Origin of the sequence: Roseivirga sp. 4D4 (assembly GCF_001747095.1) — a bacterium.
Taxonomy (GTDB): Bacteria; Bacteroidota; Bacteroidia; order Cytophagales; family Cyclobacteriaceae; genus Roseivirga.
This window is the reverse complement of record NZ_MDGP01000001.1, coordinates 2,099,056-2,124,568: the sequence shown is the minus strand read 5'-3', so window position 1 is coordinate 2,124,568 and position 25,513 is coordinate 2,099,056. Positions and strand designations below refer to the sequence as shown.

Below are 25,513 nucleotides of genomic sequence, written 5' to 3'. Positions count from 1 at the left end.
ACTTCTAGCAGTTTTGCATTACAACGGTCAAACTCAAAAACAATGATTAAAAACTATCTAAAAGTTGCGTTCCGAAACCTCCTTCGCAACAAATTCTACTCTATTTTAAACATAAGTGGTCTCGCAATCGGGATCGCATGTTGCCTACTTATAGTATTGTTTGTTACTGATGAGCTAAGCTATGACAGGTACTATGACAACTCAGAAAATACTTACAGACTGACAATGGCAGGGGCCTTGAATGGTTCTGCATTTGATCTGGCAGTGGTGGGTGATGTTGTGGGGAAAACACTGGTCGAAGATTTTCCAGAAGTAATTGATTATGTAAGGTTCAGACAAAATGGCTCTCCCTTTATTCGTTCGGGTGAGAACATTTTTAAAGAAGAAAAATATGTGTGGGCCGATCAATCTATGATTGACATCTTCGATCTGGAAATTGTAAGTGGCGATCCTAGTGCAGCACTGACAGCACCAAAATCACTAATAATGAGTGAAACGGCTGCAAAAAAATACTTTGGCAGTGCAGAGGCAGTAGGTCAGCAGGTGGAATTCGGTCAGGCTAAGGATTATCGGGTGACTGCAGTTTACAAGGACATTCCGACAAATACCCACTTTGATTTTGATGTAATTGGCTCATTGATCACACTAGACGAATCTCGTCAGAATATGTGGATGAACATGAATTTCCAGACTTATGTGGTATTGACTCCCGATGCTGATTTAGAAAAAATGGCTGCTCAGTTTCCGGATATGCTGAAGAAGTACATAGGTCCGGAAGTAAAGAAATTTCTAAACATTGAGTGGGAAGAAATGGAACAAGCTGGTTCATCTCTGGCTTTTGCATTACAGCCTGTAGTTGATATTCACTTGACATCTGACTTACAAGGAGAACTGGATGCCAACAGCGACAAGAGCTATGTCTACATATTTTCCGCCATTGCATTCTTCATTCTCTTGATTGCGTGTATCAACTTCATGAATTTGGCAACTGCACGATCGGCACACAGAGCTAAAGAAGTAGGAGTTAGAAAAGTTTTGGGATCAATAAAGGCCCAGTTGATTTATCAGTTTCTGGCGGAGTCAATTCTAATTAGTTTCATTTCCTTCGTTTTGGCAGTCGGTATTGCTTATGTGGCGCTACCGTTCTTTAATGACCTTTCGGCAAAGGAATTGGTTATACCTTTTACAAACCCACTTTTCCTTGGTTCAATTTTCGCAGGGGTATTGATGGTTGGTTTCTTGGCTGGAAGTTATCCTGCCTTCTTTTTATCAGCCTTTAAGCCTGTCACAGTATTGAAAGGTTCTTTGAGCAATGGGATGAAAAGTGGTGCTTTAAGAAGTGTATTAGTGGTCATTCAATTTTGTACTTCAATCTTCTTGGTGATTGGGACCTTGGTTATTCTGAATCAATTGGAGTACATCCAAAATAAGAACCTAGGTTTTGATAGAGATCAGGTTTTAATAATCAATGATGCCTTCTTGGCTCGAGGTAATACGAGAGCTCTAAAGACTGAAGTGGAGAGCTTTCCTGAAGTGAAGTCAGCATCCTTGAGTGGTTTTCTTCCAACACCTTCAAACAATAACATGAACCTTTTCTTCAATGGGATAGTGCCTAGCGAAGGAACGCAAGTAATCATGAGTAGCTGGACGGTTGATTATGAGTACTTGGAAACCTTAGGGATCGAGTTGGTGCAAGGACGAAATTTCTCAAGAGATTTTGCCACGGATTCTACGGCCATAATAGTCAACGAGGCTGCGTTGAAAGAACTAGAACTAGAAGGAGATCCATTGGGTAAAATCATCGGAACTTTTGTGAGCAATGAAGGTGATATTCAAGGATATACAATCGTGGGGATCGTTAAAGATTTTCACTACCAGACACTTAAGTCAAAAATCGGTCCTCTTGCACTGCAATTGGGTAACAGTACCGGCTTATTAAACCTGAAGGTAAATACTCGCGATTATGCGGGACTTTTAGGGAAACTTGAGTCTAGCTGGATGGAATTGGCTCCTAATCAACCTTTTGAGACTTCGTTTCTTGATGACAGATTCAATAGAATGTACGATGCAGAACAAAGACTTGGAAAGATCTTCGGTGTATTTGCTACCCTGACGATTGTTGTAGCATGTTTAGGTCTATTTGGCCTGGCAGCATATACCGCTGAGAACAGAATCAAAGAAGTGGGTATTCGAAAAGTACTTGGTGCCAGCGTTGGTCAGATCGTTTTCTTGCTCTCCAGAGATATGGGTAAGCTAGTGATCATTGCATTCATTTTTGGAGCACCGTTGGCATGGTACGCCATGAACAACTGGTTGCAAGGTTTTGAATACCGCACCAATATCGGCTGGACAATCTTTGCTATGACCGCTCTAGGTTCATTGTTTATCGCATTGATAACGATGAGTTATCAGTCCTTGAAAGCTGCGGTGAGTAACCCAGTGAAATCACTTAGAACAGAATAGTCAGAAAGAAATAGAATCAGTCAAAGAGCAATCTGGAAAAGGATTGCTCTTTTTTATTTTAAGCGGCAGACGAATTTTGCATTAAAATTGTTAGAATAGTGTTTTGACACTAGATGAAATCATTTCTTAAGCTACCTGTCCTGGTTTGGATGTTTATCTCACTTTTGGTCTATGCCAGCGTGTTGATATCTCCACTGACTTTTCGGTATTCCGGGGTAGTGTCTTTTGGTATTCCGTTTATCATTCTGCTTAACCTCGTTTTCTTGATCTTAAGCCTGCTGTTCAAATCTAAGTTGGGTTGGATTCCATTACTCTTACTTATTTGTGGGTGGCCATTTATTAATATAGCGATTTCATTGAATGGGAATGATGATTTGAATCAGGAAGGAGTCAAAGTGCTCAGTTATAATGTCAAGTGGTTTGTTGACGCAAGAGGTGATAACTATAAAGAGGTGATGGCCTGGGTCGAAGATGTAGATGCTGACATTATTTGTTTTCAGGAGTTTTATCCACTGAGGGGGATAGCTGAAAAGATTAGAAACAAGGGGTATCAACTTTCCATGGACAAGGATCGATTCAATAATGCCATTTTTTCTAAATACCCAATAGTCAATGATGGTCTGATACTGGAATCTAACTCAATTAATAACATTCGCTTCGCTGATTTGATTATAGCCGGTGATACTGTAAGAGTTTATGGAGTCCATTTGCAATCTATGGGAATTGACCCAAACAAAATTCAGGATACCGAAGGGATTCAGAATGAGTATGATAATGTCAAGTCGAGATTTCTCTTCTCGAGCACTTCCCGGACGAAGCAGATAAAGGCTTTGATGGACCATGTCGCACTTACTAACTATCCGGTCATCATAGCTGGGGACTTTAATGATGTACCTTTCAGTTATAACTACTTTCAGTTTAGAAAACGCTTTGAGAATTCTTTTGAAAAGGAAGGTCGTGGCTTAGGCGTGACCTTCAATAGGAACATTCCATATCTGCGCATTGATAATCAGTTTTTCTCTAAAGAATTCAAGATCAAGGCGTTCAAGACCGTTGATAATATTTATTATTCTGATCATTTTCCGCTAATAGGTATTTATGAGTTAAGTGATTAACTTGTTGCTTTGAATGGGTTATTTATGGCTGGGAATAACAGTAAACTTACTAGATCAAGTGCGGATAAAGTAGTAGCGGGAGTGTGTGGCGGCTTGGCTGAGTGGCTTGGCTGGGATGTCACCTTAGTCAGACTCATTTATGTGTTAATTTCAATTTTTAGTGCTGGCTTCCCCGGGTTCATTGTATATGTAATTCTTTGGGTGATCATGCCAGCAAAATGATGAACACCTTACATATCTGCAATTTGAACTAAACCAAATGAAACGATTTTTACTCGCCTGCATGGTCTGTCTGACCATAGCAGCAGTACCTTCATGTGACTTGAAGTACTTCGAAAGCACCGAATTTGGGGACATTATCTTTGATCCATCCCTTGCAATTCCGGTCGGAACCATCACCTATACTGTCGCTGAACTCTTTGAAGAGCTGAATGATGGCGGTGCGGTAATAGCACCGAATGGGGAAGATGTGGTTACCTTGACATATACGGAAACCTTACAATCTCAAAGTGCCTCGGGTTTCTTGACAGTGCTAGATCAGAGTTTCGGGGCCAGCCTGGCTTCAGGAACAAATTTATCTAACCCACCTGTGCAGACGACAATTTCGGTTTCAGAACTTTATGAGTTTGATTTAACTCAAACTGCTGATGAATCTTATGATAGTATAATTTTTAATGCTGGGAGCTTCGATTTCAACGTAAGCTCAGACATTGGTGCAGATGTTGATTTTGTTGCCACCTTCATTTCACTGGAAAATGCAAATGGGCCAATCGTGATTTCGGGTAGCTTACCCGCAGGTGGTGCTGACTTCGTACAGTCAGAATCTTTGGCGAACGGGAAAGGGTTATTTCATCTAGATGATCAAGGCAATGCCGCTTCTAGCAAGTTCTTAGTCAGAATCCAATATGACATTACCGTGGGGCCTAGCAATAGTATCACCGATAGCCAACGCGTGTCCTTCACCATAGGCATAAATAATACGTCTTTTCAAACCGTATATGGCAACGTAGGTAACCAATCACTCACTGTGGGGCAACAGGACATTAGCTTGGATTTTTTCAGCACATTCGATTCTGGAGATATCACTTTTGTGGATCCAACCGTAAGGTTCATTTTCGATAACAGTTTTGGCTTTCCTCTAGGTATTGATTTTCAGCAAATCACTGCGGTAAGCGGAACAGGGACTAATATTCCACTTTCGGGGACGGTGGTTGATAATCTACAGGTGGTTAATGCACCGGATATTAATCAACAGGGTCAGGTGGTAAGAACAGAAATTGAGGTTACAACAAGTAACTCTAATATTGCCGATTTGCTCTCGTCAAAACCAACTCGCTTTTTAGTAGATGTAGGTGCGGAGTCAAATCCTGCAACTGCTCCAGCAAGCTACAATTTCATTGATGATTCGAACTTGCTGGATGTTTCTGTAGAAATCGAGATACCCTTAGAGCTAAATATTAATGGATTGATCGCTGAAGAGGTGGTGAATTTCACCAATGGCGGAGATCTGGAAGAGGCCAAGAGGTTATTGTTTAGGGTAATCGCTGAAAACGAGCTTCCCCTAGGAGGGCTAGTTGAACTTCAATTTAGAGACTCAAACGGAAATGTAATCTATACGGTAGATGAACGTCCGGCATTCTCGGCTGCTTCGGTTGGTGCCAATGGAAGAACCAATGAAGTGGCTATGTCTACGGTGGATATTCTAATCCCCGATGAAGGAATTAGGATCATAGAAAATGCGACAAGCATTAATGTAGTGGCAACAATTACAACCACAGATGCTCAGTCCGCAACGGCTGTTAAGTTTTTTGATGATTATGAACTGAGGTTCAAACTCGCAGTTCAGGCAGATGTAGAAGTAAACTCAAACGGTAACTAAGATGAAGAAGCTATTAACTATTGCGCTATTGGTTTTGGGGTTTGCTAGTGCTAATGCCCAAGGCTACTTGTCTTTTTATCAATTGAGAGACATTGTGCCTCAAACTTCTGGGATACAGCCTGCCTTTATCCCTGAGAATTCGTTGACTGTCAGTATGCCAGCGCTGAATGTTGGTGTAATGCTGCAGGGTGATTTGGAACTTCAACAACTCTTATCGAGGCCTAATGGTCAGACTGATTTGACCGTTGATTTTGATCTTCTTAACGAGGCAGCTCAGAATGAAAACTTCTTGAATCTGGATGTTACGGTCAATCTATTTCATCTGGGTATAAAGACTAAGCATGGAGCTTTTTCATTCTTTGCAAATGCTAGAGCTACTTTTGATTTTGCTTATGGAGATGACTTGACGGACTTTCTGGCTAATGGTAACTCAAATTTCATTGGTCAGTCCATTGATTTTTCAGATACCCAGATCAGGGCAGAAGCTTATCATGAAATTGGCATTGGTTATGCTAGAAGGTTCTTAGGCGAGCGTTTAACAGTTGGCGCAAGAGCTAAACTCGTTACAGGTATTTTCCATGCATCGCTGGCCGATGGTGCGAGTGGAACTTTGACCACGGATGCGGATGATTTCTCCTGGCAAGTTTCCGTTCAAAACGGTACAGCAAATACCGCTGGATTGGACTTGCTTTTCAATTCCGATGATTATGCGGATGATGCGCTTCAGACTTATGCATTTGGTAATGACAATCAGACGATTGCCTTTGACTTAGGTGCTAAGTTCAAGCCTTTGAAATGGTTAGAGGTTGAAGCCTCTGTGAATGATATTGGCTCTATCGATTGGAAGGAGCAAGCTAGAAACTATAACACGGCAGACACTACTGTCACCTTCTCAGGTGTTGATCTTGAAGGTATTCAGGATTCCGGTGAAGTTTTCAAAGATAGTCTTCAGAATAAGTTCCGATCTAATGAAACTAGAACAGCCTTTTCAACCAACCTGCCTACAAGAGTTTATTTAACAGCATCGGCATACTTGACAGAAAATGACAGGTTCTCCTTGACATATTTCCAGTCAAGCGCACTTAATAATCTACCTGCGAATTACGCTCTGGCATATAATCACAGGTTCGATAAGTTTGTGATCGGTATACTAGGAACTCATAGAAGGTCAAATAATGAGACTAATATTGGTGCTAATTTGGGTACCAACATCGGTCCGGTTCAGCTCTATATGGCTTTAGACAACGTTCTCGTATTGAATAAACCAGAACAGTATTCTAAGGCAGATTTTAGGTTTGGCTTGAACTTAATGTTTGGATACAAAAAGTGGCGTAAAAAGTCAGAGGTCGTTAACCTTGACGAGCTTTAGACCGCTTTTCGATACTAAGTATGAGGATGGGAAGAAGTGTCAAATCCAATATGAGGGCGATCACGGCTGTAATAACTATGAAGAAGCCAAGATAGTAAGGAGAGGAAAGCCCAGAGGAAAGAAATAAGGCAAAGCCAGCACATAAGACCAAGCTCGTTATGAGAATGCTCTTACCCGTGCTGGCTATGCTATTTTTTAGCGCCCAGAGAACATTCTTAAACCGATCCCTTTCCATGTAATAGCGGGCTAGTAAGTGGATGCTGTCGTCTACTGCCACACCAAAAGCGACCGTAAAAATAATGGCCGTGGATATATTGAGGTCTATCCCCAAATATCCCATCAACCCAAAGAGCATTAATATGGGTAAGAGGTTCGGTATCAAGGAATAAAGGACAATCCTCCAGCTTCTGAAGAATATAAAAAGAAAAAGTGAGACGCTGAGTACGGCTACAGAAAGCCCTTTTACCAGTGATTTTGAAATGTAATTATCGGTTTTATCAATCAAGTAAGATGTGCCTGTGAGTCTTGCAAACAATGAGTCATTATTGATCTCTTTCGACAAAAAGTCCTTTAGCGATTCATTCAATTCCCTTGATTTAGCACTTCCTATATCTTTTGACCGCCCAATGAGCCTTATGGTTTTGCCAGAATCGCTTTGAAACGCTCCAATTGTCTCTTTTAGTTTGGAAGAATGATAATATCGTTTGATTCTATTTAAGTCCTCGGGTAATGGTAAAGCATATCGGCTAGAGGCAGCCCCATAGAGTCCAGCATTTAGGGAACGAATGACGTTTAATGGAGATTCGATATGTTTCACATCATATGAGTTGATCAAGTAGTCTTCTATCGAGGCAATGGTCTCAATAACTCCTAAGTCAAATAGATCTTGACTATCGGTAAGTTCAATGCCAATTTCAAAGGGTCTGTAGCCATCATAATTGTCATCAAAGTACATGACCTCCTTCAACTCAGGTTCATTCTTCTGAAACCCAACAATTATTGAGGTATTAAGCGTCAATTGGCTTGCTCCGAAAATGAGTGTGATACAAGCAAGAGATATATACCAGACTACTTGTTTTCTCCTTTTCATCACTGCCAAAAAGCAATAGTCGAGTATTCTTTTCCAGGAGATGAACAGGCGTGTCTCTTTTTCCACAGGGCGAGGGAAAAAATAAAGAATCGATGGTAACAAAAGGAAAGTTATTAAGAAGGCAAAAACCACACCTACAGCCGTATAAAGTCCAAAGTCTCTTATCGGAGGTATTGGTATGACGTACAGGCTTAGAAAACCAATTGCAGTAGTAATGGAGGTAAGACAGGTGGCCTTTCCGATGAATATTATGGTTGACCTAAGTGAATCGGTTTTAGAAAGTCTTTGACGAATAAAGTGATCGTATTTATGTACGAAATGGATTACATCTGAGAGGGCCACAATCAAAAGGATAGACGGAATGATTACGACCAATACATCGATCGACTTCCCCATGAGCGAAATGAAACCCATAATCCATACAACGCTCAAAAGAATTGTCAAAAGCGGGATAAGCACTCCTTTTAATGATTTGAAAATTATTAGTAAGACAGCAATGACAAAGGCAAAAGCCAAAAGAAGCAATAGTGAAAGTTCGCGCTCCAGTTTTTTGGTGAAGTCATATTGCATTTGAACCTTACCAGAAACTATGTATTGATCTTGATACATAGAAGAGAGATATTCTCTTAACTCAACTAGGAAAGCATCTGATTGCATATTGCTATCAAATGCCTTATGTCTTAGTATGAACATGGTTGAGCGTTCATCTTTTCCAAAGAACTTACCTTTTATCTGGCTCTGCTTCAGTGATTCTTCACTGAGCCTCTTGTCAGGGTTTACCAAATCAATCTTGTTGATTCCAAAAGGGGTGATTTGAATCTTGTGCTCATCGAATGCGCTTCTCGTACCGATCACTTCAGGCCAATTTTCAAGAGACTCAATGGTTGATTTGGCTGTTTTTAATGCATTTGTACTGGTTGGGTCATCAGATTTCAGAACAACAAATAAGAAGTCATTGAACTCACCAAACTCATTGCTCAATGATTGATAATACGAAAAGTCATCATCACCTTTTGGAAAAAAACTGTCGAAGTCATAATTGAATTCGAGCTTTGGTATTTGGATAGCAAAACCTATGGTAATGAGTGTTAAAATGAACAATCGAACCAAAGCCTTTCTTCTGTTAAGGGTAGCAAATTTTTCTATCCACCGAGGTGTGCGAAAAACTTCAGATGAACCCTTCCCATTCGTAACATTTTGCCGTAATTTGTTCATTGATTCAAATCTAAAAAATCGAAGGCATTATGAAGCAGTACCACGACTTAATGAGCCATATTCTTGAAAATGGTGTAGAAAAAGCTGATAGAACTGGTACAGGTACGAAAAGTGTTTTTGGTTATCAAATGAGGTTTGATTTGTCAGAAGGGTTTCCAGTGGTGACTACAAAAAAGCTTCACCTAAAATCAATAATTCATGAATTGCTTTGGTTCTTGCAAGGTGATACGAATATCAAGTATTTAAAGGACAATGGCGTACGTATCTGGGACGAATGGGCAGATGAAGAGGGTAACCTTGGTCCTGTTTATGGCTACCAATGGAGAAACTGGCCCGATGGCAGTGGGGGAACTATAGACCAGATTACAAAACTTATAGATCAGATTAAGACCAATCCAGACAGTCGAAGACTCATTGTTAGTGCCTGGAATGTGGCGGATGTTGACAATATGGCGCTTCCACCTTGTCACACATTCTTTCAGTTTTATGTAGCAGATGGTAAGTTAAGTTGCCAGTTATACCAACGAAGTGCAGATGTCTTTTTGGGGGTTCCCTTCAATATTGCTTCCTATTCATTGCTTGTTTTGATGGTTGCTCAGGTTTGTGGCTTAGAGCCAGGAGAGTTTGTGCATACTTTCGGTGATGCGCACTTATACTCTAACCACTATGAGCAGGCTGAATTACAACTTACTCGTGACTTTAGGCCGTTGCCTATTATGAAGATGAATCCTGATGTGAAAGACATCTTTGATTTCAAGTTTGAAGACTTCGAATTAGTGGGCTATGATCCACACCCTCATATTAAGGCTGCTGTAGCTGTTTAATAATAGGTGTTAGGAAGTTCTCTGGACTTTCATAATTCCAATTCCCAATTCTTTTGAGGTATTTGATACCAGATGCGTTGGTAGAAAATACACTGCTTGCGTCTCTTAAGGCTTCCTTTGTCTTTTCGACTTCATGAACGGCTATATTGTTTTTATGGAAAAGATCGATTAGTGTATTTCTCATTATGCCTTCTATGCATCCCGTGGTTAGTGACGGGGTATAAACCTTACTCTCCTTTATCCAAAACAGATTCGAGATGTGGGTTTCAGAGAGGTTTCCATTGGGGTCAGTCAGAATGACTTCATCCAGGCCGTTCTCCTTTTTCTCCAGGCCAGCAAGTACATAGACTAATGCATTCGTAGTTTTGGCAAAAGAAATTGGTGAGTACTGAGTGTGTATCTCGCTTGAGACATCAACCTGATCAATGCCTTGAAATAAAATGGAATTCGAGGCTTTGACTTCTAGTGAGAAGGAGGCGCTAGATAGATTAGGTGTGTAAAGACCTCCACTATCTCTCCATACGATCACTTTGGTTCTGATATCACCATCAAAGCCATTAATTGCTTGGAGTTTCTGAATCATTGTTTCCAATGAATTCATCTCAAGGTCATTGGGAAATTCCATGCCGAGTACCTTGCAACCTCTCTTAAGTCGGTGGATATGTTTTTCAATCAGGTTAATTCTTCCATGTCCTGTAACAATTGTTTCGAAGAGGCCGTCTCCATAACAAAATGACCGATTGCTGGTTTTGATCAGGTAGTCGGAAGTTTCAATAATTCGAGAGTTAAATATTGCTTTCATGGAGGGTATTAACCTTTCAAACATAATAGAAATTTGGCAACGAGTTATTTCTCTAATATTGAAACCTTAATTTCGCGTCCATAATGGCAGACCAGAGTAGTGTATTTGATATGATTGGCCCCGTGATGATCGGCCCTTCGAGTTCGCATACGGCTGGCGTGGTGAGAATTGGTCGAGTAGCTAGAAAGATTTTGGGTAAGCAACCCGATCAGGCGAGCATCACTTTTTACAATTCTTTTGCGAGAACTTACGAGGGACACGGAAGTGATCGAGCGATTATTGCAGGTTTACTAGACTTTTTGACGGATGATGTCAGAATTAAGACGGCCTTTGATGAGGCAGAGGCAGCCAATTTTGATTTTAAATTTCGCTCTGTAGGTAATGCATCCACAATGCACCCCAATACAGTGAGGGTAGTAGCTCAAGCAGGTGATAGACAAATTGAAGTAGTAGGAGAAAGCCGTGGAGGAGGAGTAATTAAGATTACAGAAGTCAATGGGTTTAGCGTAGGCTTCAATGCCGGCTTGACCACAATGATACTTCTGGCGGATGATAGAAAAGGAGCGATAGCTTTTATTGCCACAGTACTGGCAAATGACGAGTGCAACATTGCTTCTATGTCAGTGAACAGAAAAGGAAAAAATGATAAGGCGTGTCATGTGATAGAGATGGACTCTAAACCACCGACCGTCACTATAGATTATTTAAAGCACTTGGATTGGATTAGAGAGGTCATATTTATTCCAGACATCGATTTTTAAAACGTAAACATGAAATTCAAACAAAAACTCTATTTCAGCTTGATGGCCCTTTTTATAGGGAATCTGGCGATAGGTCAAAGCACAAAGACAGAATGGACATTAGAAGAATGTGTCAGTTATGCTTGGGAAAATAACCTGACCATTAGGAATAATCAGCTTACTCAGCTTCAAAATGAGATTGCGGTAAAGCAATCAAAATTTGCTCGCTTACCAAATTTGAGTGCCGGTGGAGGTGTTGGTAAATCTTTTGGACGGACGATCGACCCAGTATCAAACTCTTTTATAAGTCAAGATATTCTCTCAGGAAGTCTTTCCGCTAACTCGAGTGTTATACTTTATCAGGGAGGCACCCTTCAAAATACTATTAGACAGAATGAGTTGAACCTTCAATCTAGTGAGTTTGACTTGCAGAAGGCCAAAAATGATATTGGGCTGAGTGTAGCTACAAACTTCTTGAATGTGCTCTTAAATAGAGAGCAATTAGAGAATGCCAAATTCCAATTAGAAGTGACGGAAAATCAACTCGCGAGAACCAAAAAGCTTGTTGAGGCTGGTTCACTTCCCTTAACCAATCAATTGGACCTTGAGTCACAAAATGCCTCCAATGAAGTACAAGTTGTTACAGCTGAGAATAACTTAAGTCTTGCAATGCTAAACCTCAAGCAGTCGATGCAAATGCCGGCAGATCAGGAATTGAATATTGTTGCGCCAGACCTTTCCGTTGATGAGGTTGAAATGACTTTGCAAACACCAACACAGGTTTACGAGGTGGCTGTGGCCAATCAACCAGAGGTAAAGAGTGCCGATTTAGGAATAAAGAGTAACGATTTAGGAGAAAAGATTGCTCGAGGTGCATTTTTACCAACCCTAAGTCTTAGTGGAAGTATTTCGACTAATTATTCAGATCGTGCTCGTCAACTTTTAGGAAGTCAATTGGTCAATATTCCTGCTCGGGATGTGGGATTTGTTCAGGGGACAGGAGATCGAGTGTTCTTAGACGCCAGTCAGGAGACAGTTCCTGTTTTTAGTGATAGCTATAGCACATTTGACCAATTCAATGATAACCTTGGTCAATCTGTGAGGGTAAATCTTAATGTCCCCATTTTCAGTAGGCTTTCGAATACTTCTAATCTGCAACGGGCAAAAATCAATAAGCAACGCGCAGAGATCAGTGCCCAGAATGTCAAGAACCAATTACGTCAAGCGATAGAGACAGCATATAATAATGCCATTGCCAGCCTTAAGTCTTACGAGGCAACAGGAAAAAGAGTAACTGCACTTGAAGAGTCCTTTAGAGCCACGGAGCAACGATACAATGTTGGAGACGTAAACTTTGTTGACTATCAAGTGGCTAGCAATAACTTATTTGCGGCTAGAACAGATTTAGTTCGCGCCAAATATGAATACATTTTTAGAGTAAAGATTTTAGATTTTTATTTAGGTAACCCAATTACATTAGATTAAGAAGATGACTAAAAAGAAAAAAGGATCAAATAAGATCGTTTGGATATTACTTGTACTAGTAGTTCTAGTATTGGTGTTTGCAATTGTCGGAAAACAGGCTGGCGTTATTGGTGGAGAAAAAACCATCAAGGTTGAGTTTGCTGAAGCAAGTCGAGTAACGATCGTTGAAAAAGTTACTGCTTCTGGAGTAGTTCAACCGGTAACTGAAATTGCTATTAGTCCAGACGTAGCCGGTGAGATAATCGAGCTTAATGTTGAGGAAGGCGATGATGTAGTTGAGGGTATGATTTTAGTAAAAATCCGACCAGACAACCTTCAGTCTGTACTAGACAGAACAAAGGCAAACTTGAATCAGCAAAAGGCTAATCTGGCTTCATCAAGGGCTAATAAGTTTAGAAGTGAGGCACAATTGAAGCAGGCAGAGTTGGCGTTTAAGAGATCAGAGCAGCTGAGGAAAGAAAATGTAATTTCTGAAGCTGATTATGAAACAGCCAAAGCTAACTATGAAGTAGCTAAGTTCAACTTGGATGCTGCAGAACAGAGTGTGAAAGCAGCTGAGTTCATTATAAAGTCGAGTGAGGCTTCTGTAGATGAAGCAGAGGAGAACGTACGATTAACAACAGTAAGAGCCCCTGCAACAGGAACTATCTCTAAACTGGATGTCGAGCAAGGCGAGCGTGTTGTAGGTACACAGCAAATGGCAGGTACTGAAATGATGAGACTCGCAGACTTGAATCAAATGGAAGTTCAGGTAGATGTCAACGAGAACGACATCATTCGTGTAAATGAGGGAGATACAGCAATAATTGATGTTGATTCTTACACGTCAATGGATAAGAAGTTCAAAGGTATAGTGACAGCAATTGCTAATACGGCTAACCCTAAGACTTCAGCAGATGCGGTAACAGAATTCAAGGTTGAGATCAGAATTTTGAATGAAAGTTTTAACGACTTGTTATCCGAAATTCAAGGTCCTTCACCATTCAGACCAGGAATGACAGCAAGTGTTGAGATTATCACTACTACCAAGTCTAATGTGTTATCTGTGCCTTTAGCCGCGGTGACTACTAGAAACCCTAAGCTTGCTAAGAGTCAGGGTAATAATAGATTCGGAGATGATGATGATAATCAACCTACGCTAACAAATGCAAATGCTAAGCCAGAAGAGAAGGAAGATATCAAAGAAGTGGTTTTCATCAATGATGGAGGAACTGCAAAAATGGTGGAGGTTAAAACTGGTATTAGTGACTATGATAACATCGAGATTTTATCAGGACTCAGTGAAGGCGATCAGGTGATATCAGGACCATTCTTTGTTGTGTCTAAAAGACTGAAGACTGGGGACTTAGTAGAAAAGACAGTTAGTAAAAAGCCTTTAGCAAGCACTAACTAACAGATTCATTGTACCAAAGAAACTAAGGGGCCTAGTGCCCCTTTTTTATTTGAAATTTGATAGTTCTTTGTAAAGTCTATTGACCGGCAGACCCATTACGTTATAATAATCTCCTTCAATCTTGTTAATGCCGATCATTCCAATCCACTCCTGAATACCATAGGCACCGGCCTTGTCATAGGGCTGATATTTTTCTATATAATATGAGATGCTCTCAGCGCTGAGGACATCGAAAGTGACTTTGGTGATCTCGGTGAAGCTTAGAAACTTTTCTCTTGTTCTTAAACAAACACCTGACGCTACCTTGTGTGTACGACCTGATAAGGACTGGATCATAGAGATCGCCTCTTCCCTGTCTTCAGCTTTCCCAAGAATGGTAGAATCAACCACGACTGTAGTGTCAGAAGTTATTAAAAGTGCATCCTCTTGGAGTTCGCCAAAAGCATCGGACTTCTTGCGTGCTAGATATTCAGCTACATCTAATGGTGCAATGTCAGAAGGATAGGTTTCATCAACCTCTCTCGTTTTCACTTCAAAATCTAAGTCAAGACTTTTCAACAAAGCCTGTCGTCTGGGCGATTTAGAAGCCAGGATCAAGCGGTAGTTCAAATTCATCATTCTTGATTGATCCAAATAAGTAGCCACAAATGACTTTAGGATAAAAGTAGGTGGACTTTTGTGGAAGAGTATGTCCTGAATAGCATACTTTTTTTACCGTTTCCATATTTATGTCCTGTGTTATGATCGCGAATTGTGCCTCTCCCTTGATTGTTTTGGTAAGGCAGTTGGCGAAATTTCGCTCAAAGCTAATATTGGTCGACTTTCTCTGGTCTTTCCCCAAAATGCCAAGGCCCTTCTCTAGAATGAAGTAGTGCATAACGGTTAGGTCCAGTTTTTTGATTACATCAGGAAAATTCCATTCGATATGATCAATAACTTCAGGTTTCAGCCGAACCTTATAGGCTTCGTCACCAAATAAGAGGCCAAAAGCCCATGGTTTACCTAATATGATCTCCGTTACATCATTCGGATTTTCTAAGGGCTTAATGATAAAATTGGGCTCTAACTTTTTGAAAAACTCGGCTTTGTCGAAATTTTCCAGTCCACTAATCAACCTGTGGGTGGGTAGTATTCTTAAGTCATCAGCTTCACCATTGGTTAGGTACATTAAATGGTAATTGTATCCCTCTTTACCGGTATGGTTTCCTTTGGAGGCTAATTCTTTTCTGTAGATAATAGACCCTTCCAGTCGATGATGTCCATCAGCAAGAATCACTCGTTCCTTACCAAGCTTATCGATAAACTTTTGAATGACCTCTTTATCATGAATGACAGACAAGACATCGCGTACACCCTGATAATCTTCGGTTTCATAGATTGGGTTGAGCATACTTTCATCCATATACGCTTCCAGCTCAAAACTAGGGTCAAAGTACAGTCCGTGTGTTGGGCTTACGTTGAGTTCTGTAGCTCTAAGCACTTCGACTCTATCAGATACAGAATGTGGCATTGTATTCTCGTGCCTTAAAATATCTGAATCTGGCTGACCCCAGTCAGTGGCTTCAATAAAGCTTACAAAGCCCTTTCTAACATAGTCCTTGTTACTGCCAGGCAGAGAAAAATGCTGATAATAGACGTAAATGCCTGGAAGCGGATCTTGTTTAATTATTCCATCGGCTTTCCATTTAGCAATAGTTTCATGAGCGTCTTGAGGTGTTTCACCATGCAAAGGGACGCTTAGGTGGATGCTATTGTAAGGGTTTTCATAAAGGGCATCGCGTTGTTTTTGTGATATGACATCAAATAAAGGTGATGTTAAACTTCCAATCGAAGAGGACAACTCGCGATTATACCTCCAGGCTCTTAAGGGACGAATCTTGGCCATTAATTATTGTCTAGCTCTTAGTTTCCATTTGCTTATGGCCTGATCGCTGTCTTTAGATGTTGTACCATTGGTTTTTTCATTGAAGATATGTGCTGCCAAAGCAATTGCCAGCTCCTCTTTTTCAGGATCATTATCATCGAGCATATCAGGAGTAAAGTATTTGTCGACAAACTTGGTGTCGAAATTTCCACTGATAAAGGCTTCATGCCTCAAGGCAAAATCACAAAAATCTAAAGTTGTCGCTACACCTGAAATCTGATATTCATTGATCGCCCTTAACATTCTTAATCTCGCTTGTTCTCGATTGGCCCCATAAGTGATCAATTTAGAGATCATCGGGTCATAGTAGATAGGGATTTCCATACCTTGCTCATAACCATCGTCTACACGAACACCAGGCCCTTGAGGTAGTTTATAAGTGTCGAGAGTACCCGTGTCGGGTAAGAAGTTTTCTCTTGGATTTTCAGCATAGACCCTTACTTCCATGGAGTGTCCAGTAATTTTAAGGTCTTCCTGCTTAAAGCTTATGGCCTTTCCTTCAGCGATATAGATTTGTTCTTTAACCAAGTCTACTCCAGTGATTTCTTCGGTAACAGGATGTTCCACTTGAAGTCTGGTATTCATCTCTAGGAAGAAAAAATCGAGGTTTTCATCCATGATGAACTCTACGGTTCCTGCGCCATAATAGCCGCAAGCCTTCGCCACACCTACTGCAGCTTCTCCCATTTGCTTTCTTTTCTCAGGAGTTATCACTGCAGAAGGAGCTTCTTCAATCACCTTCTGATGTCTTCTTTGGATAGAACATTCTCTTTCAAATAAATAAAGAATGTTATCATGCTGATCGCCTAATATTTGAATCTCAATATGCCTAGGCGATCCAATGTATTTTTCTACAAAAACAGACGGGTCTCCAAAAGCCGATTGTGCTTCGCTCATTGCGCGCTGCATTTGGCTTTCAAGTTCGTCTGCATGTTCCACCACACGCATTCCTTTTCCACCACCACCAGCGCTGGCTTTTATTAAGACAGGATAGCCGATTTGTTCAGCAATAGATTTCGCTTCGTCAACTTCGGTCACTGCGTGATTGACTCCGGGCACCATTGGAATGTCATAGGCTGAAACAGCGTTTTTGGCGGCTAGTTTGTCACCCATTACTTCGATTGCGTGAGCAGATGGGCCAATGAAAATGATACCATTATCCTCGACTTGCTTGGCGAAACTGGCGTTTTCTGATAAAAAACCGTATCCAGGATGAATGGCATCGACATTTAGTTCTTTACAAACATCTATGACTCTATCGGTTCTTAGGTATGATTCAGATGATGCCGGAGGTCCGACATTAACCGCTTCATCGGCATAGGTTACGTGTGGAGAACTACTATCGGCATCACTATAGATGGCTACAGTCTTGATTCCCATTTCTTTAGCGGTACGCATTACACGAATGGCAATTTCTCCGCGATTCGCAACAAGAATTTTATTAATTTTTTTTGAGGACATATCTCTTCTTAATAAGCATGCAATGCTAATTAATAATAATCATAATCAGAACCAATGAATGTGTTATATGTGCTCTAATTTTTGATAAATGGTGTATATAGTGTTACCTTCGCAACTTGTTTTAGCCAGTCTAAGACAGCTAATATTTAAAGACAAAAGAAGTTGGATTTATTTGAAAAGTTACTGACTAATCAAGGCCCTTTAGGGAAACACTCTGATGTATCTGAAGGATACTTCATGTTTCCTAAACTGGAAGGTGAAATTGCACCTCGTATGAAGTTTATGGGTAAGGAAGTGTTGACCTGGAGTCTAAATAACTATTTGGGTCTAGGAAACCATCCTGAAGTGAGAAAGGCCGATGCACAGGCTGCTGCTGATTGGGGTATGGCTTACCCCATGGGAGCCAGAATGATGTCTGGAAATACCAAGTATCACGAACAATTAGAGCAAGAACTTGCCGCATTTGTAAGCAAAGAGGCTGGTTTACTACTGAATTACGGTTATCAAGGCGTCCTTTCTATTATAGATGCTGTAGTAGACCGTAAGGATGTTATTGTCTATGATGCTGAGTCTCACGCTTGTATTATTGATGGTGTTAGACTGCACATGGGTAAACGTTTTGTTTTCCCACATAACGATATAGAGAACTTAGAGAAGCAGCTTGAAAGAGCCACGAAATTGACCCAGGAAACCGGTGGTGGAATACTAGTGATTACAGAAGGTGTTTTTGGAATGTCCGGTAACCTAGGTAAGCTAAAGGAGATTGCCGCTCTGAAAGAAAAATTCCAGTTCAGACTATTGGTTGATGATGCACATGGTTTTGGTACTGTTGGTGCTACAGGTGCAGGTGCAGGAGAAGAGTTGGGTTGTCAGGATGAAATAGATATCTATTTCTCAACTTTTGCCAAGTCAATGGCTGCCATTGGTGCTTTTGTGGCTGGTGATAAAGAGATTGTTAAGTTTTTAAAATATAACCTACGTTCTCAAATCTTTGCCAAGTCCTTACCGATGCCATTCGTTATTGGTGGTTTGAAAAGATTAGAAATGCTGAGAGACAATCCGGAGCACAAGAATAAGCTTTGGACTATTGTTAATGCACTTCAAAGCGGATTAAAGGAAAAAGGGTTCAGCATTGGAACTACCCAATCTCCAGTTACTCCAGTGGTACTCAATGGTACGGTAGGAGAGGCTGCTGCCTTGAGTAAAGACCTACGCGAAAACTTTGGAATCTTCTGTTCAGTAGTGATTTATCCTGTTGTTCCTAAAGGCACGATTATATTGAGATTAATCCCGACTGCATCACATTCTTTGGCAGATGTCGAAGAAACTATTGCAGCATTCGAGGCTATTAAAGGCAAGCTGAAGGGCGAAGAATATAAAAAAGAAGAAGTCGCACTTGCTTTTGGTGAGTAAAATCAAAAAAAAGTGCCTTCACTGTTGATAATAGAACATTTTGCTTTATATTGCTGGCAGTTAGACATTATTATCAACAACCTTAAAACACGATAAATATGAGTCAATTTAGCAAAGTTCAAGATTTAGTAAATTCCTTAGAAGGCGATTTCGAAAAGTTCTATGACAAAGGAAATCAAGCTGCTGGTACTAGAGTAAGAAAAGGCATGCAAGAGCTTAAGAATCTAGCACAAGAAATTAGAATTGATGTTCAAAACATCAAGAACGGCTAAGAAACTAAAATCCAGATAAAAAAGGCCTCGACTAGTCGAGGCCTTTTTTATGGGCTTTACTTGATTAATTCGGCTATTTGAGCCTTCAGAGTGGAGGAACCTTCTACTAGAGGGAGACGCACTTGATTGCCACAAACGCCTTTCTGGTGTAATACCTCTTTGATCCCGACCGGATTGCTTTCGGCATACATCAATGGGTTAATCTCTTCAAATGAGGCAGTGATTTCTCTTGATTTATTAAAATTACCCGCAAGTGCCGCTCGAGCTATCTCACTAAATTCTTTTGGAAACCCATTGGCCAAGACCGAGATAGCACCTATGCCTCCAAGTTCCATTATTTCTGTCGTAAGTAAATCGTCACCTGAGGTTAGAAAGAAATCAGGGCCCATTCCATCCACAATTTCCCGAAATTGATCGAAATTTCCAGAGGCTTCTTTGGTGCCAATGATGTTGGGGTGTTTGGACAAGGTGAGAGTCGTTTCTGCAGAAATGTTTGACCCCGTTCTACCAGGGGCGTTATAAAGAATAATTGGTAATGGAGAATTGTCTGCCAAATACTCATAATGGGCAACAATGCCTGCCTGACTTGGCTTATTATAATAAGGACTGATAGATAGAATTGCTTCAACACCATTTAGGTCAGCATTCTGAATGTCACGAGCTACCTGGACTGTATTATTACCTCCAGCACCATAAACGATAGGCAGTTTTTTTGGATTGTTATCCTTTACAAATTGAAGAATCTCAGCCTTCTCTTCAGCGGTAGTCGTGGCCGACTCTCCAGTAGTGCCGAGTACTACATAATAATCTACTCCCTGGGCCGTATGTTCAAGTACCCTTGCCAGACCATCAAAATCAACCGAACCGTCTGTGTGGAATGGTGTTACTAATGCCACTCCTGTACCTTTAAATTTTTCCATTACCGAATTGCTCTAACGTATTTTATCATTTGATCAGCAAAGTTAGAAATGCCTGAACTTTTGTTGATACCGATCATCAACTCATAATAGCCAGTATGTTCTTCGCTATGAACACCGATTCGACACTTAGCGTTCGTCTGGATCAATATGTTTTTGAGAAGTTCGTTCGACTCAAAGTCCAAATGGAAAAGGTAGTCGAATGGGGCTTTCATAAACTGTTGAACATCCTCTGAATTGAGTTTGCCAAAGTTTGTCAGTATCGATTTATCGAAGGTTGGGTATGGAGTGTTAATTGGATCCTTAGTGGGATTAAAGCATAATACTTCTACCTTTTTTTCAGTGCCCATTTTATCCATTAGTGATATCAAGACCTCCTCTTTCTTACCGTTAGACCATGTGTATAAGATTCCTACATGTTGAGCCTTCTCAAAGGGTACTAGCTTCTTTTCTCCCTTCTTTCTCTTCTTAGGATTGTTTAAAAAGCTGAGTATTTTTTTTCCAATAACTGACATTAGGTATCAAGTAGTGCTAAGAATTCTGATTCTGAAATGATGTTTACGTTAAGCTTAGTGGCCTTTTCTAGTTTCGCTGGTCCCATCTTGTCACCTGCTACTAAATAATCCAGTTTAGCACTAATTGAAGAGACCACTTTTCCACCATTTGCCTTGATTTTCTCCTTAAGCTCGTCTCTACTGAATTCCGTAAAGACACCGCTAATAACGAAAGTTTTGTCAGTCAAGTTTGAGCCTTCACTCACGATTTCTTTTCTGACAATTTCGAAATTGAGACCTGCGGATCTTAGCTGGTTAATCTGACCTAAACTTTCCTCATTCTCGAAAAACTGTACGACACTTTCTGCAATACGTTCTCCGATTTCTGGTACTTCTATCAGAGTTTCAAAGTTAGCTTCCGCAAGTTTATCGATTGTCTCAAAGTGTTCGGCCAGCTTTTCCGCAACAGTTTGCCCTACGAATCGAATTCCCAAACCGAAAAGTACTCTTTCGAACGGTACCTCTTTTGAGGCTTCAATGGCCTTTATGATGTTCTGAGCAGATTTTTCTCGTAAACTTCTAAGACTATAGTCTCCCTTTTTTTCAGAGAAGGTTTTGAATTCAAGCCCATTGAGTTGCTCATAAGTAAGGGAGTATAGGTCAGCGTAATTGCTGATAAGTCCATGATCCAAAAGGCCCCGTATGGTTTCAGACCCCAGGCTATCAATGTCCATAGCCTTTCGTTGAATGAAGTGCTCAATTCTCCCTTGAATTTGGGGAGGACACCCTGCCACATTAGGGCAGTAATGGTTGGCCTCTCCCTCCAAACGTGTAAGTTCAGTATTGCACTCAGGACAATGCGTAATGTAGGTAGTAGGTGTACTGGAAGAATTACGTTGAGATAAATCAACACCTGTTATTTTCGGTATGATCTCACCACCTTTTTCTACTGATACCACATCTCCGATTCGGATTCCTAGTCGCTCTATCTCATTGGCATTGTGTAATGAGGCACGTTTAACTGTGGTTCCGGCCAGCAAGACAGGTCTTAAATTGGCAACAGGAGTTACTGAGCCTGTTCTGCCAACTTGATAGGAGATACTCTCTAATACGGTTGAAGCACTTTCGGCTTTGTACTTATATGAAATGGCCCAGCGAGGGCTTTTTGCAGTAAAACCTAACTCATCTTGTTGATTCAGACTGTTCACCTTGATCACAACACCGTCTGTTTCTGATGGGAGGGTATGCCTTTTTTCTTCCCATTCAGCGATGTATTCCAGAACCTCTGTAATACTCTCGCATTTTCGATAAGTCTGAGATACGTTAAACCCCCATTTTTCGATTTGATGAATCGCTTCTGAGTGTGTAGCGTAGTTTAAATTATCACCTAGAAGATAATAGAGGTAACAATCTAGTTTTCTGCTAGCTACCACTGATGAGTCTTGCATCTTCAGTGTACCTGATGCAGCATTGCGGGGGTTCGCTAATTTATCTTCTCCTATATCCTCACGTTCTTGATTTACACGCTCGAATTCATGTTTAGGAAAGTATACTTCTCCACGAACTTCAAACTCACCAGGAACGTTTTGGTCGATTTTTAAAGGAATAGATCGAATGGTTTTGGCATTGGTAATTACGTCATCACCCTTTGTGCCATCGCCTCGGGTTACTGCCTTCTTGAGCACACCATTTTCATAGATAAGACTGAGCGCCACCCCATCAAATTTCATTTCACAGAAGTATTCGTATTGAGCACCATCCAGGCCCTTGGCTACTCTATTGTCCCATTCAATCAACTCTTCCTTGGAATACGTATTACCTAGGGAGAGCATGCGATACTTATGTACAACCGTTTCAAATTCTTTTGTAATAGTACCACCTACACGTTGGGAGGGCGAATCTTCGAATTTATGTTCTGGAAATTGATTCTCTAACGCGATGAGCCTCTCAAGCAATTGATCGAATTCGTAGTCAGTGATCTCTGATCGGCTTTGCTGATAGTAAAGCTCACTGTGATAGTTGATTTTTTCAGTGAGTGACTGAATTTCTTTGAGGGCCTCCTGAGCTGTCATATTAATTTAATTTGTCTAAGGAAGTTTGAAGATCAATTTCCGCGTTTTGAAGTTTGTCTTTGCAGCCAGCAACCAAGTCAGTGGCTTCTTTTACCAAAACAGTCAATTCATCTATATCCAGTTCTCCTCTTTCGATAACCTCCACAATTTCATTAATGCGGTTAATAGACTCCTTATAACTTAAACTCTTTTTACTCATTTTCGACTTTGGTTACTTGACTATTGATCGTCTTATTGGCGGCTCTGATTTCTAAAATATCACCAATCTCTATCTTTTGTGTCATTACCGACTTACCATTTTTTAAGGTCAAGGAGTATCCTTTACTTAAAATGGTCGATGGATTGATTAGGGTTAGTTGTTGATCCAATCGGTTGATAAGTGATTTTTCACGTTCTAAATGTCGTTCTGATAAATGCTTTAGACTAAGGGCTTTCTGTGCAAGTCCATGATCATGAGATTGCAGGATTTCTTTGGCAGAATGATCTATTCGACTGGATAGGTAATGAAGCTTCTGTTGCTCAGTATTTAGTCTGGTTTTGTATTCCTTTTCTATCCTGTACAAGTAGTCGTACAGCAAGTTATCAAAATGGCTCATTCCTGTAATCAGAAATTCCGCTACGGCAGTGGGGGTCTTCAGACTTGTGTGTGCTACTAAATCCGCTACCGTTTGATCTCTTTCATGACCAATACCAGTCAGGATAGGTAGGGGAAACAGCGCAATGGCCCTTGCTAATTCATACGTGTCAAAACAATCTAAGTCAGCCTGAGCTCCTCCTCCACGAATAATAATGGTCGCATCAAAGCTTGTCTTACTTTCATGAATTTCCTTAAGCGCTTTTCTTATTGATATTACGGCTTCATTGCCCTGCATAAGAGCCGGAAACAGCTGGGTATAAAAGCTATAATTATCACTGTTATTATTAAGCTGTTCGATAAAATCGCCATATCCAGCAGCAGTATTAGAGCTAATGACAGCAACCTTTTGTGGAACGATGGGCAGGGCCAATGACTTATTCTTATTGAGTAAGTCTTCACTTTCTAGCCTCTTAATGGTCTGCTCTCTCAGTCTTGAACGTTCACCAATTGTATAATTCGGATCAATGTCATTGACAGTGAGACTTAAACCATATACCTCGTGAAAATTGATGGTCAGGTTGAATAATACCTTTATCCCGGCCTTTAGAGGTGTACCCGTTGTTTGCTCAAATTGTGCACTAAGTGTGCGGTAGGTGTAAGACCAGATATTGGCCCTCATTTTGGCTTGAATAAAGTTGTTCTCTTTTTCAACCAACTCTAAATAACAGTGTCCCTTTTGATTAACACGCAGTTCACTGATTTCAGCAACTACCCAATAACTCGGATCGAGATTCGCCTCTAATTGCGTTTTGATGAGGTTATTCAGCTCGAAGAGCGTTAACTGGGCCATGATGCAAATTACACCAAAGTGTAGTGGCGACAAACAAAAAATCCTGCCGAGTGGACAGGATTTTAAGGTTTTCTTAAATTTTAATTTCCGCCTGTATTATCGGGTTTGGGTTTACCCTCTAATCGGTTACCTCGACTTACTCTTTGCATTAAAGATCGTCTGAAGTCTGAATCGAATCGGATGACTCTCCAGACTTGTCTCAAAGTAAGTACCTCTTTAAATCGACTTAAATACTCTTTCTCTAAATCTAGCTCCGCTTGTTTTTGATCTAAATAGATCTCAAGCATTTTGTCTGCGTTTTCATCAGAAATGTTACGCGTACCTTCTTCAAACAGAAGTCTCTTCTGAGCCCCATATTTTTTCGAAAGTGCACTTTTTTTATTGTCATAATCATTGAAAATTGGCCAAAAGACCTTGGCAGTTTCGGGAGAGAGCTCCAGTCTATTAGTCAAAAAAGCAATGCGAGCTGCCTGCAGTTTTTCCCTGTCCATTTGTGGACCTCTTCTATTCCCATCTTGTGCAAATGTCAGTGCACTACAGAATAATAACAGCAAACTAATGTGTATGACTCTCATATCTTTAATAGTCAAAATATTCAAAATCGTAATCTAATTCCGGTTCGGTCTCAATGGTATTAACAAAAATACCAATCTCATCAGCGTAAATCTCGTCAAGAACGCTGTCAATCTCCTCCAAGTCAACAAGTAAGTCATCACCAAGCGCATTTTCACTTTCTAGAAATGAAATAATTGTCTCATCAGAGACATTAGAAAGTAAATCTGAACTTGTTGAATCCGGTCGGGTGAAATAAAATGTAATCAGCAGTACCAGTGATGCAGCTACAGCCACCCATCGCATTAATGGTCTCTGATAGAAACTCACTTCTTTTTTATCACTTATGGTGAGCTTCGACTCAATAGCTCCTGCTAATCCATCGAAATAGTCATCAGGTGCCGTAAAAGGAGTTTTCTTAAGGTGTAGGTTGTATTTAAGGTCGCTTTCTTCTGCATTAATAGCATCAGAAATACGTTCAGACAAGCCATCGAAATAGCCATCTTCAACCTGAAACGGAAGTCGTTTTAGTTCCGGCCTTTCTAAAGGGTTCTTATCGTGATCCTTATTATTCATTTTCTATTTGATAATCAAACTGTTAAAGGG

23 protein-coding genes are annotated in these 25,513 nt (G+C 40.5%); 11 read left to right on the top strand and 12 right to left on the bottom strand.

The genetic code is table 11. From position 1 onward, the window contains the following. Positions 1-42 precede the first annotated feature (42 nt). The 5 genes from BFP97_RS09240 to BFP97_RS09220 all read left to right on the top strand — a co-directional run bounded on the left by BFP97_RS09240 (position 43) and on the right by BFP97_RS09220 (position 6,826). Positions 43-2,463: an ABC transporter permease gene (locus BFP97_RS09240; RefSeq protein WP_069842142.1), complete on the top strand. Its 2,421-nt coding sequence runs from the start codon at positions 43-45 to the stop codon at positions 2,461-2,463. A gap of 113 nt (positions 2,464-2,576) precedes the next feature. After that, positions 2,577-3,578, top strand: coding sequence for an endonuclease/exonuclease/phosphatase family protein (locus BFP97_RS09235; protein ID WP_069842141.1), 1,002 nt, complete (start codon positions 2,577-2,579; stop codon positions 3,576-3,578). Between the two features lie 24 nt (positions 3,579-3,602). Next, a complete protein-coding gene (locus tag BFP97_RS09230) occupies positions 3,603-3,800 on the top strand; it encodes a PspC domain-containing protein (RefSeq protein ID WP_069842140.1) in 198 nt (65 codons plus the stop codon). A 37-nt stretch (positions 3,801-3,837) separates the two neighbouring features. Further along, positions 3,838-5,457, top strand: coding sequence for a hypothetical protein (locus BFP97_RS09225; protein WP_139135247.1), 1,620 nt, complete (start codon positions 3,838-3,840; stop codon positions 5,455-5,457). Position 5,458: 1 nt separating this feature from the next. After that, positions 5,459-6,826, top strand: coding sequence for a DUF5723 family protein (locus tag BFP97_RS09220; RefSeq protein WP_069842138.1), 1,368 nt, complete (start codon positions 5,459-5,461; stop codon positions 6,824-6,826). Here the strand turns inward: BFP97_RS09220 and BFP97_RS09215 are convergent. Beyond that, on the bottom strand, positions 6,807-9,131 hold the full coding sequence (locus tag BFP97_RS09215; RefSeq protein ID WP_069842137.1) for an efflux RND transporter permease subunit: 2,325 nt from the start codon (positions 9,129-9,131) through the stop codon (positions 6,807-6,809). The genes BFP97_RS09220 and BFP97_RS09215 overlap by 20 nt on opposite strands. 29 nt (positions 9,132-9,160) lie before the next feature. Between BFP97_RS09215 and BFP97_RS09210 the strand changes: the two genes are divergently transcribed. Further along, entirely contained in the window at positions 9,161-9,955 is a 795-nt protein-coding gene (locus BFP97_RS09210) for a thymidylate synthase (RefSeq protein WP_069842136.1), read from the top strand. On the opposite strand, the gene BFP97_RS09205 is transcribed toward BFP97_RS09210, so the two are convergent. Further along, complete coding sequence (locus tag BFP97_RS09205) at positions 9,933-10,757, bottom strand: aminotransferase class IV (RefSeq protein WP_170827439.1); 825 nt, start codon at positions 10,755-10,757, stop codon at positions 9,933-9,935. The genes BFP97_RS09210 and BFP97_RS09205 overlap by 23 nt on opposite strands. 83 nt (positions 10,758-10,840) lie before the next feature. Here BFP97_RS09205 and sdaAB point away from each other — a divergent pair, with 83 nt between their 5' ends. From sdaAB to BFP97_RS09190, 3 genes are read left to right on the top strand one after another with little or no spacing between them, the layout of a single operon-like run. Then, the gene (gene sdaAB, locus BFP97_RS09200; RefSeq protein WP_069842134.1) at positions 10,841-11,518 is read left to right on the top strand and encodes an L-serine ammonia-lyase, iron-sulfur-dependent subunit beta; all 678 of its coding nucleotides are present in this window, start codon (positions 10,841-10,843) and stop codon (positions 11,516-11,518) included. 9 nt (positions 11,519-11,527) lie between these two features. Continuing rightward, positions 11,528-12,982, top strand: a complete 1,455-nt coding sequence (locus BFP97_RS09195) for a TolC family protein (protein WP_069842133.1) — start codon at positions 11,528-11,530, stop codon at positions 12,980-12,982. Positions 12,983-12,986: 4 nt separating this feature from the next. Continuing rightward, positions 12,987-14,375 carry an efflux RND transporter periplasmic adaptor subunit gene (locus BFP97_RS09190; protein WP_069842132.1) on the top strand — a complete coding sequence of 463 codons (1,389 nt, stop codon included), beginning with the start codon at positions 12,987-12,989 and terminating at the stop codon, positions 14,373-14,375. 45 nt (positions 14,376-14,420) lie between these two features. Here the strand turns inward: BFP97_RS09190 and BFP97_RS09185 are convergent, their stop codons facing one another. From BFP97_RS09185 to BFP97_RS09175, 3 genes are read right to left on the bottom strand one after another with little or no spacing between them, the layout of a single operon-like run. Continuing rightward, the gene (locus tag BFP97_RS09185) at positions 14,421-14,936 is read right to left on the bottom strand and encodes a Maf family nucleotide pyrophosphatase (protein ID WP_317039325.1); all 516 of its coding nucleotides are present in this window, start codon (positions 14,934-14,936) and stop codon (positions 14,421-14,423) included. A 19-nt stretch (positions 14,937-14,955) separates the two neighbouring features. Beyond that, entirely contained in the window at positions 14,956-16,260 is a 1,305-nt protein-coding gene (locus BFP97_RS09180) for a DUF1015 domain-containing protein (protein WP_069842130.1), read from the bottom strand. 3 nt (positions 16,261-16,263) lie between these two features. Then, complete coding sequence (locus tag BFP97_RS09175) at positions 16,264-17,760, bottom strand: acetyl/propionyl/methylcrotonyl-CoA carboxylase subunit alpha (RefSeq protein ID WP_069842129.1); 1,497 nt, start codon at positions 17,758-17,760, stop codon at positions 16,264-16,266. Positions 17,761-17,922: 162 nt separating this feature from the next. On the opposite strand from BFP97_RS09175, the gene BFP97_RS09170 reads away from it, so the two are divergent. Both BFP97_RS09170 and BFP97_RS09165 read left to right on the top strand, forming a co-directional pair. Further along, a complete protein-coding gene (locus tag BFP97_RS09170; RefSeq protein ID WP_069842128.1) occupies positions 17,923-19,173 on the top strand; it encodes an aminotransferase class I/II-fold pyridoxal phosphate-dependent enzyme in 1,251 nt (416 codons plus the stop codon). Between the two features lie 98 nt (positions 19,174-19,271). Then, the gene (locus BFP97_RS09165; RefSeq protein WP_069842127.1) at positions 19,272-19,445 is read left to right on the top strand and encodes a histone H1; all 174 of its coding nucleotides are present in this window, start codon (positions 19,272-19,274) and stop codon (positions 19,443-19,445) included. Positions 19,446-19,501: 56 nt separating this feature from the next. Here the strand turns inward: BFP97_RS09165 and dapA are convergent, their stop codons facing one another. The 7 genes from dapA to BFP97_RS09130 all read right to left on the bottom strand — a co-directional run bounded on the left by dapA (position 19,502) and on the right by BFP97_RS09130 (position 25,483). Further along, a complete protein-coding gene (dapA, locus tag BFP97_RS09160; protein ID WP_069842126.1) occupies positions 19,502-20,365 on the bottom strand; it encodes a 4-hydroxy-tetrahydrodipicolinate synthase in 864 nt (287 codons plus the stop codon). Continuing rightward, entirely contained in the window at positions 20,365-20,877 is a 513-nt protein-coding gene (locus BFP97_RS09155) for a DUF6913 domain-containing protein (RefSeq protein WP_069842125.1), read from the bottom strand. The genes dapA and BFP97_RS09155 overlap by 1 nt, the downstream gene beginning before the upstream one ends. Further along, on the bottom strand, positions 20,877-22,928 hold the full coding sequence (gene ligA / locus BFP97_RS09150; RefSeq protein ID WP_069842124.1) for an NAD-dependent DNA ligase LigA: 2,052 nt from the start codon (positions 22,926-22,928) through the stop codon (positions 20,877-20,879). The genes BFP97_RS09155 and ligA overlap by 1 nt, the downstream gene beginning before the upstream one ends. Before the next feature lies 1 nt (position 22,929). Beyond that, positions 22,930-23,127, bottom strand: a complete 198-nt coding sequence (gene xseB, locus BFP97_RS09145; protein WP_069842123.1) for an exodeoxyribonuclease VII small subunit — start codon at positions 23,125-23,127, stop codon at positions 22,930-22,932. After that, a complete protein-coding gene (gene xseA, locus BFP97_RS09140; RefSeq protein WP_069842122.1) occupies positions 23,120-24,355 on the bottom strand; it encodes an exodeoxyribonuclease VII large subunit in 1,236 nt (411 codons plus the stop codon). Before xseA ends, xseB begins: the two co-directional genes overlap by 8 nt. A gap of 80 nt (positions 24,356-24,435) precedes the next feature. After that, positions 24,436-24,930, bottom strand: coding sequence for a hypothetical protein (locus BFP97_RS09135; RefSeq protein WP_139135246.1), 495 nt, complete (start codon positions 24,928-24,930; stop codon positions 24,436-24,438). Positions 24,931-24,934: 4 nt separating this feature from the next. Continuing rightward, positions 24,935-25,483 carry a hypothetical protein gene (locus BFP97_RS09130; protein ID WP_069842120.1) on the bottom strand — a complete coding sequence of 183 codons (549 nt, stop codon included), beginning with the start codon at positions 25,481-25,483 and terminating at the stop codon, positions 24,935-24,937. Positions 25,484-25,513: the final 30 nt, after the last annotated feature.

Excerpts from the sequence above, each read along its gene's own strand:
- BFP97_RS09225 (WP_139135247.1), top strand. The coding sequence starts at position 3,838 with ATGAAACGATTTTTACTCGCCTGCATGGTCTGTCTGACCATAGCAGCA.
- BFP97_RS09180 (WP_069842130.1), bottom strand. The coding sequence starts at position 16,260 with ATGGCCAAGATTCGTCCCTTAAGAGCCTGGAGGTATAATCGCGAGTTG.
- BFP97_RS09135 (WP_139135246.1), bottom strand. The coding sequence starts at position 24,930 with ATGAGAGTCATACACATTAGTTTGCTGTTATTATTCTGTAGTGCACTG.
- BFP97_RS09155 (WP_069842125.1), bottom strand. The coding sequence starts at position 20,877 with ATGTCAGTTATTGGAAAAAAAATACTCAGCTTTTTAAACAATCCTAAG.
- BFP97_RS09190 (WP_069842132.1), top strand. The coding sequence starts at position 12,987 with ATGACTAAAAAGAAAAAAGGATCAAATAAGATCGTTTGGATATTACTT.
- xseA (WP_069842122.1), bottom strand. The coding sequence starts at position 24,355 with ATGGCCCAGTTAACGCTCTTCGAGCTGAATAACCTCATCAAAACGCAA.
- BFP97_RS09195 (WP_069842133.1), top strand. The coding sequence starts at position 11,528 with ATGAAATTCAAACAAAAACTCTATTTCAGCTTGATGGCCCTTTTTATA.
- BFP97_RS09230 (WP_069842140.1), top strand. The coding sequence starts at position 3,603 with ATGGCTGGGAATAACAGTAAACTTACTAGATCAAGTGCGGATAAAGTA.
- BFP97_RS09235 (WP_069842141.1), top strand. The coding sequence starts at position 2,577 with ATGAAATCATTTCTTAAGCTACCTGTCCTGGTTTGGATGTTTATCTCA.
- BFP97_RS09205 (WP_170827439.1), bottom strand. The coding sequence starts at position 10,757 with ATGAAAGCAATATTTAACTCTCGAATTATTGAAACTTCCGACTACCTG.
- BFP97_RS09165 (WP_069842127.1), top strand. The coding sequence starts at position 19,272 with ATGAGTCAATTTAGCAAAGTTCAAGATTTAGTAAATTCCTTAGAAGGC.
- BFP97_RS09220 (WP_069842138.1), top strand. The coding sequence starts at position 5,459 with ATGAAGAAGCTATTAACTATTGCGCTATTGGTTTTGGGGTTTGCTAGT.
- BFP97_RS09240 (WP_069842142.1), top strand. The coding sequence starts at position 43 with ATGATTAAAAACTATCTAAAAGTTGCGTTCCGAAACCTCCTTCGCAAC.
- BFP97_RS09175 (WP_069842129.1), bottom strand. The coding sequence starts at position 17,760 with ATGTCCTCAAAAAAAATTAATAAAATTCTTGTTGCGAATCGCGGAGAA.
- xseB (WP_069842123.1), bottom strand. The coding sequence starts at position 23,127 with ATGAGTAAAAAGAGTTTAAGTTATAAGGAGTCTATTAACCGCATTAAT.
- BFP97_RS09210 (WP_069842136.1), top strand. The coding sequence starts at position 9,161 with ATGAAGCAGTACCACGACTTAATGAGCCATATTCTTGAAAATGGTGTA.
- sdaAB (WP_069842134.1), top strand. The coding sequence starts at position 10,841 with ATGGCAGACCAGAGTAGTGTATTTGATATGATTGGCCCCGTGATGATC.
- ligA (WP_069842124.1), bottom strand. The coding sequence starts at position 22,928 with ATGACAGCTCAGGAGGCCCTCAAAGAAATTCAGTCACTCACTGAAAAA.
- BFP97_RS09215 (WP_069842137.1), bottom strand. The coding sequence starts at position 9,131 with ATGAACAAATTACGGCAAAATGTTACGAATGGGAAGGGTTCATCTGAA.
- dapA (WP_069842126.1), bottom strand. The coding sequence starts at position 20,365 with ATGGAAAAATTTAAAGGTACAGGAGTGGCATTAGTAACACCATTCCAC.
- BFP97_RS09130 (WP_069842120.1), bottom strand. The coding sequence starts at position 25,483 with ATGAATAATAAGGATCACGATAAGAACCCTTTAGAAAGGCCGGAACTA.